Here is a 14017-nt window from a genome sequence, read left to right as displayed (position 1 = left end):
CCACTTATGCACTTGCGAGGACTTTATGGCCCGTTTCGACCTGCAAAAACTCTACATTGACGGCGGCTACAGCGACGCTGGCAGCGATGCCACCTTCGAAGCCATCAACCCGGCTAACGGTGAAGTTCTCGCCCAAGTGCAACGCGCCACGAAAGAAGACGTTGAGCGTGCCGTGGTCAGCGCTGAAAAGGGCCAGAAAATCTGGGCCGCCATGACCGCCATGGAGCGTTCGCGCATCCTGCGTCGTGCCGTGGACATCCTGCGCGAGCGCAACGATGAACTGGCCGCGCTGGAAACCCTGGACACCGGTAAAGCCTTCTCCGAAACCAAGTACGTCGACATCGTCACCGGCGCCGACGTGCTGGAATACTACGCAGGCCTGGTGCCCGCCATCGAAGGCGAGCAGATCCCGCTGCGCGACACTTCCTTCGTCTACACCCGCCGCGAGCCGCTGGGCGTAGTCGCCGGTATCGGCGCGTGGAACTACCCGATCCAGATCGCCCTGTGGAAATCCGCACCGGCCCTGGCCGCCGGCAACGCGATGATCTTCAAGCCAAGCGAAGTCACCTCGCTGACCACCCTGAAACTGGCCGAGATCTACACCGAGGCTGGCGTTCCAGCGGGCGTGTTCAACGTACTGACTGGCAGCGGCCGTGAAGTCGGCACCTGGCTGACCGAGCACCCGCGCATCGAGAAAGTTTCGTTCACCGGCGGCACCGACACCGGCAAGAAAGTCATGGCCAGCGCGTCGAGCTCCTCGCTCAAGGACGTGACCATGGAGCTGGGCGGCAAGTCCCCTCTGATCATTTTCGACGACGCCGACCTCGACCGCGCCGCCGACACCGCGATGATGGCCAACTTCTACAGCTCCGGCCAGGTCTGCACCAACGGCACCCGCGTGTTCGTGCCCAAGCACCTGCAAGCCGCGTTCGAAGCCAAGATCGTTGAGCGTGTTGCCCGCATCCGCATCGGCAACCCGGAAGACGAAAACACCAACTTCGGCCCGCTGGTCAGCTTCGCCCACATGGAAAGCGTGCTGGGCTACATCGCCAAAGGTAAAGAACAAGGCGCCCGCCTGTTGTGCGGCGGCGATCGCCTGACTGACGGCGACTTCGCCAAAGGCGCGTTCGTGGCCCCGACCGTGTTCACCGACTGCACCGATGACATGGTGATCGTGCGTGAGGAAATCTTCGGCCCGGTGATGAGCATCCTCACCTACGAAACCGAAGAAGAAGTGATCCGCCGCGCCAACGACACCGACTTCGGCCTCGCTGCCGGCCTGGTCACCAAGGACCTGAACCGCGCCCACCGCGTGATTCACCAGTTGGAAGCCGGTATTTGCTGGATCAACGCCTGGGGCGAGTCCGACGCGAAGATGCCGGTTGGCGGCTACAAGCAGTCGGGTGTGGGCCGTGAGAACGGGATCAGCTCGCTGAACAACTTCACCCGCATCAAATCGGTACAGGTTGAGTTGGGCGATTACGCTTCGGTGTTCTAACACCCGAGCCTGGTATTGCCTGTAAGGCCGCCATCGCGGGCAAGCCCGGCTCCCACATTTGTTCTGTGTGAACCCGATCAAATGTGGGAGCTGGCTTGCCTGCGATCGAGTGCGAAGCACTCGCCAGACCTGACCACACTTCAAAGAGGGTACATTCATGTCCCAAGAATACGATTACATCATTGTGGGTGCCGGCTCTGCCGGTAACACCCTGGCGACCCGTCTGACCGAAGACGAAGGCGTCACCGTTTTGCTGCTGGAAGCCGGTGGCCCGGACTACCGCCTCGACTTCCGCACCCAGATGCCGGCCGCACTGGCTTTTCCGCTGCAAGGCCGCCGCTACAACTGGGCCTACGAAACCGATCCAGAGCCACACATGGACGGCCGCCGGATGGAATGCGGTCGCGGCAAGGGCCTGGGTGGTTCTTCCCTGATCAACGGCATGTGCTACATCCGCGGCAACGCCATGGACTACGACAACTGGGCGAAGCTGCCGGGCCTGGAAGACTGGACCTACCTGGACTGCCTGCCGTATTTCCGCAAGGCCGAAACCCGTGACATCGGCCCCAACGATTGGCACGGTGGCGACGGCCCGGTCAGTGTGACCACGCCGAAAGCGGGCAACAACCCGTTGTTCCACGCCATGGTTGAAGCCGGCGTACAAGCCGGTTACCCGCGTACCGAAGACTTGAACGGCTACCAGCAGGAAGGCTTCGGCCCGATGGACCGTACCGTTACGCCGAACGGCCGTCGCGCCAGCACCGCACGCGGCTACCTGGACACGGCTAAAAAGCGCTCGACCCTGACCATCGTCACCCATGCCCTCACCGACAAAGTCTTGTTCGAAGGCAAGCGTGCGGTCGGCGTGCGTTACCTGATCGGCGCTGCCGAAGAACGCGTTGAAGCCCGTGCGCGCAAAGAAGTGCTGGTGTGCAGCGGCGCGATCGCTTCGCCGCAACTGCTGCAACGCTCCGGCGTCGGCCCGGCCAAACTGCTGGAAAGCCTCGACATCCCGGTGGTCCACGACCTGCCGGGCGTGGGTGAAAACCTGCAGGACCACCTTGAGCTGTACCTGCAATACGCCTGCACCCAGCCAGTGTCGCTGTACCCTTCGCTGCTCTGGTACAACCAGCCTGCGATTGGTGCCGAATGGCTGTTCAACGGCACCGGCATCGGCGCCAGCAACCAGTTCGAAGCGGGCGGTTTTATCCGTACCCGTGAAGAATTCGAGTGGCCGAACATCCAGTACCACTTCCTGCCGGTCGCCATTAACTACAACGGCAGCAACGGTGTGAAAGAGCACGGTTTCCAGGCGCACATGGGCTCCATGCGCTCGCCGAGCCGCGGCCGTGTGCAATTGAAGTCGAAGAACCCACGGGACTACCCGAGCATCCTCTTCAACTACATGGCCACCGAACAGGACTGGCAGGAATTTCGCGATGGCATCCGCCTGACCCGCGAAATCATGCAGCAGCCGGCACTGGATCAATACCGTGGCCGCGAAATCAGCCCGGGCATTGAAGTGCAAACCGATGAGCAGTTGGACAAGTTCATCCGCGAGCACGCCGAGACCGCGTTCCACCCGTCGTGCTCATGCAAGATGGGCACCGACGAGATGGCCGTAGTCGATGGCGAAGGCCGTGTGCATGGTATGCAGGGCTTGCGTGTAGTGGATGCGTCGATCATGCCGATCATCACCACCGGTAACCTGAACGCACCAACGATCATGATCGCCGAGAAAATCGCCGACAAGATCCGTGGCCGCAAGCCATTGCCGCGCAGCACTGCCGACTACTACGTCGCAGGCGATGCGCCGGTGCGTGGCAAGCCGATGCGTGAAGTAGGCCCTACTGCGCAGTAACTGATACACCGCGGCGCCTGATATCGCAGGCAAGCCAGCTCCCACATTTGACTGTGTTCACAAATCAAAATGTGGGGCGGGCTTGCCCGCGATGAGGCCCGACCCGACACCGCAAGCCCCCCGCCTACACTTTCCTTGATCAGCTCCCCGCCCCGGCCTACTCTGTTGGCCTGCCGCGCGCCGAGCCGCCCAAAAGGAAGGCCCCATGTTCGAACACCATGCCACCCTCAAACAGCACTTCAGTGCCCTGCGCACCCGTGCCGAATTCTTTTCGCTGCGCTACGTGCGCGAATCCGGCCAGTACCTGTCGGTACGCAAGAACATCGCCGAGCCGCCCCACCTGAGCCACGACGAAGGCGCCATGCTTACCGTGCGTCTCAATGGCGTGGAAGCCTATGCCGCAACCAACGACATTTCCCTTGCCGGCCTGCAAGCTGCCCTTGAGCGCGCCGAACAGCAAGCCCGACTGATCCAACACCACGCTTTGCTGGATTTGCTCCAACAGCCAGTTTCCAGCGACGTCGCCGACTACCTGTCCCCGGACTTCGACCAGCCCTTCCCCTCTCTGAGCGACTGCTACCAATTGCTCGGCGATGAATCTGGCGCCGTGCCCAAAGATGAGCGCCTGGTGACCTGGGAAGTCAGCCTTGGCACCACGCGGGTTGAGCAGATCTACCTCAACAGCGCCGGTGCGCAATTGCGCCAGGCCCAGCGTTTCGTCTTCCCGGGCCTGAGCGTGACCGCCTTCGATGGCAACGACAGCCAGACCCGCACCCTGGGCGGTACCAACTTCGGCCAGCAAGGCAGTGCCGGCGTGATCCAGCGCTTTGGCCTGGTGGGCGCCGCCAGCAAAGTGGCCGACGAAGCCCTGCAATTGCTGCTCGCGCCGAATACGCCTCATGGCCAACGTGACCTGCTGCTGATGCCCGACCAGATGATCCTGCAGATCCACGAGTCGATCGGCCACCCGCTGGAACTGGACCGCATCCTCGGTGATGAGCGCAACTACGCAGGCACCAGCTTTGTGAAAGCCAGCGATTTCGGCCACCTGCAATACGGCTCACCGCTGCTCAACGTGACCTTCGACCCCGATATCCCGGAGCAACTGGCCAGCTACGGCCATGACGATGACGGCACTCCCGCCAGCAAGCAGTTCCTGATCCGCGACGGCCTGCTGCTCAAGCCGCTGGGCGGTGCGTTGTCGCAATTTCGCGCCAACCTGCCAGGCGTCGCCAACAGCCGCGCCTGCGGCTGGAACCGCCCGCCCATTGATCGCATGGCCAATCTGAACATCGAGCCTGGCGATAAAAGCATGGCGCAACTGGTGGGGGGTATTGAAAACGGCATCCTGATGTCGACCAATCGTTCGTGGTCCATCGATGATGCGCGCAACAAGTTCCAGTTCGGTTGCGAGTGGGGCCAACTGATTGAAAACGGCGAACTCAAGGGCGTGGTGAAGAACCCCAACTATCGGGCAATTTCCGCGCAGTTCTGGCGCAACCTCAGCGCGGTCGGCGATGCGAGCACCTTCAAGGTGTTGGGCACGCCTAACTGCGGCAAGGGCGAGCCCAACCAGGTGATCCGCGTCGGCCATGCGTCGCCGGCCTGTGTATTCAGTAACATTGACGTCTTTGGGGGCGATGCCTGATGAACCACTTCAAGGCACTGGTAGGCTGGCTCAAGCAAGCCGTCACCGACAAGGAGCAGTTCCACCTCGGTTACGCGGATGAATCGTCCGAGTTCGTACGTTTCAACCACGCACAGGTGCGCCAGGCCGGCCAGGTGCAACAGGCCAGCCTTAACCTCAAGCTGATCAACGATGGCCGCCATGCCGACCTGGGCATCACCCTGTCCGGCGAGGCGCAACTGGATCGCCAGCGTCTGGCCGATGCCCTGCAACAGCTGCGTGAAACCTTGCCGCTGCTGCCACGTGATCCGTACCTGCTGCTCAACCACAACGCCTGGCAAAGCAACAATGAACAGCAACGGCCACTGCCGGAGCTGGCCCAGGTGCTGGAAGACATCAGCCAGGCTGCCGAAGGCGTGGACCTGGTCGGCTTCTACGCCGCCGGCCCCATCAGCCGTGGTTTCGCCAGTTCCTCGGGCGCGTTCGGCTGGCATTGCGCCAACAGCTTCAACTTCGATTTCAGTCTGTTCCATGCCAACGGCGAAGCGGTCAAGGCCAGCTACGCCGGGCACACCTGGGACAGCGCCGAGTTCGCCGCACGCTTTCAACAGGCCCGCGAGCAACTGGCGTTTCTGGGGCGGCCACTGCATCCGCTGACGCCCGGCCAATACCGTGCCTACCTTGCACCGGCAGCGCTGGAAGAGATCATCAGCATCATTACCTGGGGTGGTTTTTCGGCCCAGGCCATCGCCAGCAAAGGCAGTTCGTTGCAGCGCCTGTATGCCGGTGAACAATCACTGAGCCCGTTGGTGACAATCAATGAACAGATCAGCGGCTCCCTGAGCCAGGGGTTTTCCACCGAAGGCTACCCGCGCGGGGATGTGACCCTGATCCAGGCAGGCAAGGCCGAGGGCCAGTTGATCAACTCTCGCAGCGCCGCCGAATACGGTTTGAGCACCAACGGCGCCAGCAGCGATGAGTCGCCCAGCGCCTTGCAGATGGCGGCAGGCAGCCTGGCCCAGGCCGATATCCTCAAACAGTTGGGCACGGGGCTGTATATCAGCAACCTCTGGTACCTGAACTACTCCGACCTGCCGGCAGCGCGCCTGACCGGCATGACGCGCTTTGCCACGTTCTGGGTGGAAAACGGTGAAATCAAGGCGCCAGTCAGCACCATGCGCTTTGACGACAGCGTCTATCAGTTACTCGGTTCGCAACTTGAGGCACTGACCGCTGATCGTGAATTGCTGCTGTCGCCCAGCACCTACAGCCAGCGCAATACCGCCTCCAATCTGTTGCCGGGAGCCTTGATCAAGCGCTTGACCCTGACCTTATAAACCTAGCCACCCACGTGCCTGCACGTGACGCACGACCTTGCCTGGACCGGGCAAGCTGGAGTCTTGAGATGAACCATGGAAGTTTTGTCATAGAGAAGTTATACAAGCACTACAACGTCCACGTAGAGCAACTGGGTAACCACCCGCACAGAAAAACCGTACTGATGGTCAACGGCGCGCTGTCCACCACGCGCTCCTTTGCCCGCACCAGCAAATGCCTGGCCGAGCATTTCAATGTGTTGCTGTTCGACTTGCCGTTCTCCGGCTACTCGCGTGAGCACAACACCGACCTCGACCTGGTCACCAAGGACGACGAGGTGCAAATCCTGCGTGCCCTGGTGGATCGCTTTGAGGTCAACCATCTGGTCTCGGCCTCCTGGGGCGGCATCTCCACGCTGCTGACCCTGGCGCACAACCCGCCCTCCATCGAAAGCTCGGTGGTGATGGCCCTGGCGCCCAACCTCAACCAAGCCATGCTCGACTACGTGGAGCGCGTGCGCGTGTTGATCGAGGCCGATGACAAATCCGCGGTCGGCCACCTGCTCAACGAGACGGTCGGCAAATACCTGTCGCCGCGCCTCAAGCGCAACAACCATCGGCACCTGTCGACCATGGCCACTACCGAGTACCGTCAGGCGCGTTTTCATATCCACCAGGTGCTGGCCTTGGGTGATGGCAACTACTTGCCGGCGCTGCGGCAGATCGAGACGCCGGTGCACTTTCTCAACGGTACGCTGGACGAATACACCCCAGCCGCCGACGCCCAGTTGTTCAAACAGTATGTAGGCCGCAGCAGCTTTGCCGTGGCCGAACATACCGGCCACCTGCTGGACCTGGAGTCTCGGGAGGCGGCGTTGGCGGTTCACCGTGCGCTGTTGGATTTCCTGGTCGGAGAGCACGCATCGCTGTCGGACTTAGACGAACAGCCAGTGGGAAAAGAAGCGTTGGATGGCGCATAATCGCCGACACTTAGCCTGCTAATAAAAGGGTTTCCATGCCGAATCGTGCCCCTCTCGATGCCAAGACCGCCCGCTGGCTACCCTGGGTGGTCGCCATTGCCTTCTTCATGCAATCGCTGGATGGGACGATCCTCAACACGGCACTGCCGGCCATGGCCCGAGACCTGGCGGAGAACCCTTTGCGCATGCAGGGGGTGGTGATCGCCTACATGCTCACTGTCGCTCTGCTGATCCCTGCGTCGGGGTGGATCGCGGACCGCTTTGGCACCAAGAAAATTTTCTTTGGCGCGATCATGCTGTTCAGCCTCGGCTCGCTGCTGTGCGCGTTATCCAGCAGCCTGACCATGCTGGTGGGCGCACGGGTGATCCAGGGCTTGGGCGGTGCGCTGATGCTGCCGGTCGGGCGGCTGGTGGTGCTGCGCGCTTACCCGCGTTCCGAGCTCGTACGCATCATGGGCTTTATCACCATTCCCGGCCTGCTCGGCCCCTTGCTTGGCCCGACCATGGGCGGCTGGATGGTGCAATACCTGACCTGGCACTGGATCTTCCTGATCAACCTGCCAGTGGGCATGATCGGCTGCTACGCGGTATGGAAATTCATCCCCGACCTGCGCGGCAGTGAGCGCACGCGCTTCGACGGCCTGGGCTTTCTGCTGTTCGGCGCGGCGATGGTGCTGATCACCATCGCGATGGAAGGCCTGGGCGAACTGCACCTGCCGCATCTGCGCGTGATATTGCTGCTGTTCGGCGGGTTCGCCTGCCTGGCGGCGTACTGGCTGCGCGCCGGGCATATTGATAACCCGTTGTTCTCGCCGGTGCTGTTCAAGACCCGCACCTTTGCCGTCGGCATCCTGGGCAACCTGTTTGCACGGCTGGGCAGCGGCGCACTGCCCTTCCTGGTGCCGCTGCTGTTGCAAGTGGCGCTGGGCTATTCGCCGTCGGAAGCCGGGATGAGCATGTTGCCGCTGGCGGCGGCGGCGATGTTCGCCAAGTCCATCGCGCGCCCTCTTATCGAGCGCCTTGGCTACCGCATCGTGCTGACCGGCAATACCCTGGCCCTGGGCATCATGCTGGCGAGCATGGGCCTGGTCAGCGAGCACACGCCGTACCCGCTGTTGCTGGCCATGCTGGCGGTACTGGGCGCGATCAACTCGCTGCAATTCACGGCGATGAACACCGTAACCCTGATTGACCTCGACGACGCCCAGGCCAGCAGCGGCAACAGTTTGCTGTCGGTGGTGGCGCAGCTGTCCCTGAGCCTCGGCGTGGCCTGTGCCGGCGCGTTGCTCGGCGGGTTTACTGCCGAGGCCGGCAATGACGGTGTGGACAGCGTGCTCGGCGCGTTCCAGTTGACCTTCCTCACCGTGGGCATCATGGCGATGCTGGCGGCGGCGATCTTCCTGCAACTGTCGCCAAAAGACGGCAAACGCGTGGTCAGCCGCGAGCACGATATCGAACACTGACGGGCGGCTCGTCGAGAACTTGCGGGGAAAATCCCACGAGACTGGTACACTGCGCGACATTTTGTTTTTGCAGAGCCAGTCCCGTGACTACCATCGCCACCGCTTTTAATACTTTGCCCCTGTCCGCCGCCATGCTGGCTAACCTCGACTCACTGGGTTACGTCGAGATGACGCAGATCCAGGCGCAAAGCTTGCCGGTGATCCTCAAGGGGCTGGACCTGATTGCCCAGGCCAAGACCGGCAGCGGCAAGACCGCCGCCTTCGGCATCGGCCTGTTGAACCCGATCAACCCGCGCTACTTCGGTTGCCAGGCGTTGGTGATGTGCCCGACCCGTGAGCTGGCCGACCAGGTTGCCAAGGAAATCCGCCGCCTGGCCCGTGCCGAAGACAACATCAAGGTATTGACCCTGTGCGGCGGTGTGTCCCTCGGCCCACAGATCGCCTCCCTGGAGCACGGCGCCCACGTTATCGTCGGCACTCCGGGCCGCATCCAGCAGCACCTGCGCAAGGGCTCGCTGGTACTGGATGGCTTGAACACCCTGATCCTCGACGAAGCCGACCGTATGCTCGACATGGGCTTCTACGACGCCATCGAAGACATCATCAGCAAGACCCCACCGCGTCGCCAGACCCTGCTGTTTTCGGCCACTTACCCGGTGAGCATCAAGCAGCTGGCGTCCAAGTTCATGCGTGCGCCGCAGCAAGTGAAAGCCGAGGCGTTCCACTCCGACGACCAGATCGAACAGCGTTTCTACGAGATCTCGCCAGAAGAGCGCATGGACGCCGTGACCAAGGTGCTGGCGCACTTCCGCCCGGCCTCCTGCGTGGCGTTCTGCTTCACCAAGCAGCAAGTGCAGGAAACCGTCGACCATCTGACGGCCAAGGGCATTTCCGCCGTCGGCCTGCATGGCGACCTGGAACAGCGCGACCGTGACCAGGTGCTGGCAATGTTCGCCAACCGCAGCACCTCGGTGCTGGTGGCTACCGACGTGGCCGCCCGTGGCCTGGATATCGACTCGCTGGACATGGTGATCAACGTCGAACTGGCCCGCGACTCGGAAATCCACATTCACCGCGTGGGCCGTACCGGTCGTGCCGGTGAGACCGGCATCGCCATCAGCCTGGTAGCGCCGTCCGAAGCGCACCGCGCCCAGGCCATCGAGCAACTGCAGAAGTCGCCGCTGAACTGGGACCAACTGGACAACCTCAAGCCGCAAAGCGGTGGCCCGCTGCTGCCGCAGATGAGCACCCTGTGCATCGCCGCCGGGCGCAAAGACAAAGTCCGCCCGGGCGACATTCTGGGTGCACTGACCGGCGACGCCGGCATTCCGGGCGCCCAGGTCGGCAAGATCGCTATCTTTGATTTCCAGGCCTTCGTGGCCGTGGAACGCGGCATCGCCAAGCAAGCGTTGCAGCGTTTGAATGACGGCAAGATTAAAGGCCGCTCGTTGCGCGTGCGGATCCTGTAAATATCGCCCACACCAATGGAGATTCAATGTGGGAGGGGGCTTGCTCCCGATAGCAGTGGACCAGTCAACTTATCAGGTGACTGATACACCGCCATCGGGGGCAAGCCCCCTCCCACAGTTTTGATTGCATTTCAGATGAATATTTTTATGAGGACATTGCTTTGCGCTCGACCGAAGTTGTGATCATTGGCGCCGGCGCCGCAGGCTTGATGTGCGCCCTGACCGCCGCCGGGCGTGGGCGCAAGGTGATGCTGATCGACCACGCCAACAAGGCCGGCAAGAAGATCCTGATGTCCGGTGGTGGCCGCTGCAACTTCACTAATATGTACACCGAGCCTGCCAACTTCCTCTCGCACAACGCGCACTTCTGCAAGTCGGCCCTGGCGCGCTACACCCAGTGGGATTTCATCGCGCTGGTGGCCAAGCACGGCGTGCCCTACCACGAGAAGAAACTCGGCCAGCTGTTCTGCGATAACAAGTCCAGCGACATCCTCGGCCTGTTGCTCGATGAGTGCATCCAGACGGGCGTGAGCCTGCACCTGGACACCTCCATCGAGTCAATCGCCAGGCTTGAAAGCGGCTATCAACTGCAAACCACCCTGGGTGAACTGCGCTGTGAATCCCTGGTAATTGCCACTGGCGGCCTGTCGATCCCGACCCTGGGCGCCACCGGCTTCGGTTACCAGGTGGCCAGGCAATTCGGTCATGAACTGCTGCCAACCCGCGCCGGACTGGTGCCGTTCACCATCACCGACCAGCTCAAGGAACTGTGCGGCGAGTTATCCGGAACCTCGGTGGATTGCCTGGTGAGCTGCAACGGCCAGAGCTTTCGCGAGAACATCCTGTTTACCCATCGCGGCCTGAGCGGGCCGGCGATTTTGCAGATCTCGTCCTACTGGGAATCCGGCGACACGGTGGAAATCAATCTGTTGCCCGACCATGACGCCCATGACTGGCTGCAACAGCAACAGGCCGAGCACCCCAACAGCGAGTTGAAAACCCTGCTGGGTGAGATTTTCACCAAGAAGATGGCCAACCTGCTGGCCCAGAGCTGGTTCGAATCCAAGCCGATGAAGCAGTACACCCATGCTGAAATTGCCGATATCGCGCAAAAACTCGGCAGCTGGCAATTGGTGCCGGCAGGCACCGAGGGCTATCGCACTGCCGAGGTGACATTGGGCGGGGTGGATACGCGGGAGGTGTCGTCCAAGACCATGGAATCGCTGAAAAGCCCCGGCCTGTACTTTATCGGCGAAGTGCTGGATGTGACCGGCCACCTGGGCGGGTTCAATTTCCAGTGGGCGTGGGCTTCGGGCTACGCGGCCGCGCAATACGTCTGACACAACGCAGTAAAAATGTGGGAGGGGGCTTGCTCCCGATGGCGGTGTATCAGTCAGTACATCTGTTACTGATACACCGCCATCGGGAGCAAGCCCCCTCCCACATTGGTTTTGTAGTGATCTTGAAAAATTTGCTGTTGGATGTGATCACCACACTTGCCGTGGCGTCCTTGATAGCTCAATTTAGCGACAACGTCCCGGAAGACTCCAGACTTCATGTCATCGACCTCGTTCAAGCAGTCCATGCGGCGCCTGTGGGCGCTGGATAAATTCAGCTACAGCGTACGGGTGTTTATCGCCCTCACCGGCAGCATGGCGCTGTGCTGGTACCAGGATGAAATGACGCTGCTGATCCCGCTGTTCCTGGGGATTATCGCCAGCGCGCTGGCCGAGACCGATGACAGTTGGCAAGGCCGCCTCAACGCCCTGGCAGTGACGTTGGTGTGTTTCAGCATCGCCGCGCTGTCGGTGGAATTGCTGTTCCCCTACCCCTGGGTCTTCGCCATCGCCCTGGCCCTGGCCAGTTTTTCCCTGACCATGCTTGGTGCGCTGGGCGAACGCTATGGCGCGATTGCCTCGGCCACCTTGATTCTGTCGGTCTACACCATGATCGGCGTGGACCAGCGCGGCGGTGCCGTCACCGACTTCTGGCACGAGCCGCTGCTGCTGGTGGCCGGCGCCGCCTGGTACGGCGTGCTCTCGGTGCTGTGGCAGGCGCTGTTTTCCAACCAGCCGGTGCAGCAGAGCCTGGCGCGGTTGTTCCGTGAGTTGGGGCGTTATCTCAAGCTCAAGTCATCCCTGTTCGAGCCTATTCGCCAGCTGGACGTGGAAGCGCGGCGCCTGGAACTGGCCCAGCAAAATGGCCGGGTGGTCGCCGCGCTGAATGCGGCCAAGGAAATCATCCTGCACCGTGTCGGCAACGGTCGACCCGGTTCGAAGGTCAGCCGCTACCTGAAGCTGTACTTCCTGGCCCAGGACATCCACGAGCGCGCCAGTTCGTCTCACTACCCGTACAACGCCCTGACCGATGCCTTTTTTCACAGCGATGTGCTGTTTCGCTGCCAGCGCCTGCTGCGCCAGCAAGGCAAAGCCTGCCAGACCCTGGCCGAATCGATCCAACTGCGCCAACCGTTCATCTATGACGACAGCTTCGCCGAGGCCCTGGGCGACCTGAACGCCTCCCTGGAGCACCTGCGTATCCAGAGCAACCCAGCCTGGCGTGGCCTGCTGCGCTCGTTGCGCGCCCTGGCCGCCAACCTGTCGACCCTTGACCGCCTGCTGGGCGACGCCAGCAACCCCGACGCCCTGGCCGACGCCACCGACAGCAACCTGTTGGACCGTGCGCCGCGCAACCTCAAGGAAATGTGGACGCGTCTGCGCACTCAACTCACCCCGACTTCACTGCTGTTTCGCCACGCCTTGCGCCTGTCATTGGCATTGACCATCGGCTACGGCACCCTGCACGCCATCCACGCCTCCCAGGGTTACTGGATCATCCTCACTACCCTGTTCGTTTGCCAGCCGAGCTACGGCGCCACCCGGCGCAAACTCGGCCAACGGATCGTCGGCACCGCCATCGGCCTGACAGTGGCCTGGGCGCTGTTCGATTTATTCCCCAACCCGGTCGTGCAATCGTTGTTCGCCATCGCTGCGGGCCTGGTGTTCTTTATCAACCGCACCACGCGTTACACCCTGGCGACGGCGGCGATCACCCTGATGGTGCTGTTCTGCTTCAACCAGGTGGGTGATGGCTACGGTTTGTTCCTGCCGCGCCTGTTCGATACCTTGCTCGGCAGCCTGATCGCGGGCCTGGCGGTGTTCCTGTTCCTGCCCGACTGGCAAGGCCGGCGCCTGAACAAAGTGCTGGCCAATACCCTGACCTGCAACAGCATCTACCTGCGCCAGATCATGCAGCAATACGCCGCCGGCAAGAGCGACGACCTGGCTTACCGCCTGGCCCGCCGCAACGCGCACAACGCCGATGCAGCGCTATCCACTACGCTGGCGAATATGCTGATGGAGCCAGGGCACTTTCGTAAGGAGGCCGACGTAGGCTTCCGCTTCCTGGTGCTGTCGCACACCTTGCTCAGCTATTTGTCGGGTTTGGGTGCGCACCGCGAAACCCAGCTACCGGCTGACGTGCGTGAGCATTTGATCGAAGGCGCAGGCAACAGCCTGGCGGCAAGCATCGATGAGATCGCCAGCGGGCTGGCCAATAAACAGCCGATTGCGATCCAGAGTGATGCCGAGGAAGGGTTGGCGGCAGAGCTGGAGCAAATGCCGGATGAGATCGATGAGGCGCAGCGGCTGGTGCAGACGCAGTTGGCGTTGATCTGCCGGCAGTTGGGGCCGCTGCGTACGTTGGCCGCGCACTTGATCAAAGACACCAGCGCGGCTTAGGCCGCTATCGGGGGCAAGTCGAATCATCGCACCGCCCCTCCCACATTCGATTGGTGTATGCCG

The 14017-nt window shown here is 61.9% G+C and carries 9 protein-coding genes; all 9 read left to right on the top strand.

Features of this window, described 5'->3' with window-relative positions; genetic code table 11:
• Positions 1-25 precede the first annotated feature (25 nt).
• The 9 genes from betB to yccS all read left to right on the top strand — a co-directional run bounded on the left by betB (position 26) and on the right by yccS (position 13954).
• Positions 26-1498, top strand: a complete 1473-nt coding sequence (betB, locus tag TX23_RS11010; RefSeq protein WP_057702184.1) for a betaine-aldehyde dehydrogenase — start codon at positions 26-28, stop codon at positions 1496-1498.
• Between the two features lie 157 nt (positions 1499-1655).
• Complete coding sequence (gene betA / locus TX23_RS11005; protein ID WP_057702183.1) at positions 1656-3359, top strand: choline dehydrogenase; 1704 nt, start codon at positions 1656-1658, stop codon at positions 3357-3359.
• Positions 3360-3564: 205 nt separating this feature from the next.
• Entirely contained in the window at positions 3565-5007 is a 1443-nt protein-coding gene (locus TX23_RS11000) for a TldD/PmbA family protein (protein WP_057702182.1), read from the top strand.
• Positions 5007-6323: a TldD/PmbA family protein gene (locus TX23_RS10995; RefSeq protein WP_057702181.1), complete on the top strand. Its 1317-nt coding sequence runs from the start codon at positions 5007-5009 to the stop codon at positions 6321-6323. Before TX23_RS11000 ends, TX23_RS10995 begins: the two co-directional genes overlap by 1 nt.
• A 68-nt stretch (positions 6324-6391) precedes the next feature.
• A complete protein-coding gene (locus TX23_RS10990; RefSeq protein WP_057702180.1) occupies positions 6392-7282 on the top strand; it encodes an alpha/beta fold hydrolase in 891 nt (296 codons plus the stop codon).
• 35 nt (positions 7283-7317) lie between these two features.
• Positions 7318-8745, top strand: a complete 1428-nt coding sequence (gene mdtD, locus TX23_RS10985) for a multidrug transporter subunit MdtD (protein WP_057702179.1) — start codon at positions 7318-7320, stop codon at positions 8743-8745.
• A 131-nt stretch (positions 8746-8876) separates the two neighbouring features.
• Positions 8877-10214, top strand: a complete 1338-nt coding sequence (gene dbpA, locus TX23_RS10980; protein WP_232626477.1) for an ATP-dependent RNA helicase DbpA — start codon at positions 8877-8879, stop codon at positions 10212-10214.
• A 161-nt stretch (positions 10215-10375) separates the two neighbouring features.
• Positions 10376-11554, top strand: a complete 1179-nt coding sequence (locus TX23_RS10975; protein ID WP_057702178.1) for a BaiN/RdsA family NAD(P)/FAD-dependent oxidoreductase — start codon at positions 10376-10378, stop codon at positions 11552-11554.
• 216 nt (positions 11555-11770) lie between these two features.
• Complete coding sequence (yccS, locus tag TX23_RS10970) at positions 11771-13954, top strand: YccS family putative transporter (protein WP_057702177.1); 2184 nt, start codon at positions 11771-11773, stop codon at positions 13952-13954.
• The last annotated feature ends 63 nt before the right edge of the window (positions 13955-14017 follow it).

Origin of the sequence: Pseudomonas paralactis, from assembly GCF_001439735.1 — a bacterium.
Lineage (GTDB): Bacteria > Pseudomonadota > Gammaproteobacteria > Pseudomonadales > Pseudomonadaceae > Aquipseudomonas > Aquipseudomonas paralactis.
This window is presented reverse-complemented; position numbering and strand designations above follow the sequence as displayed.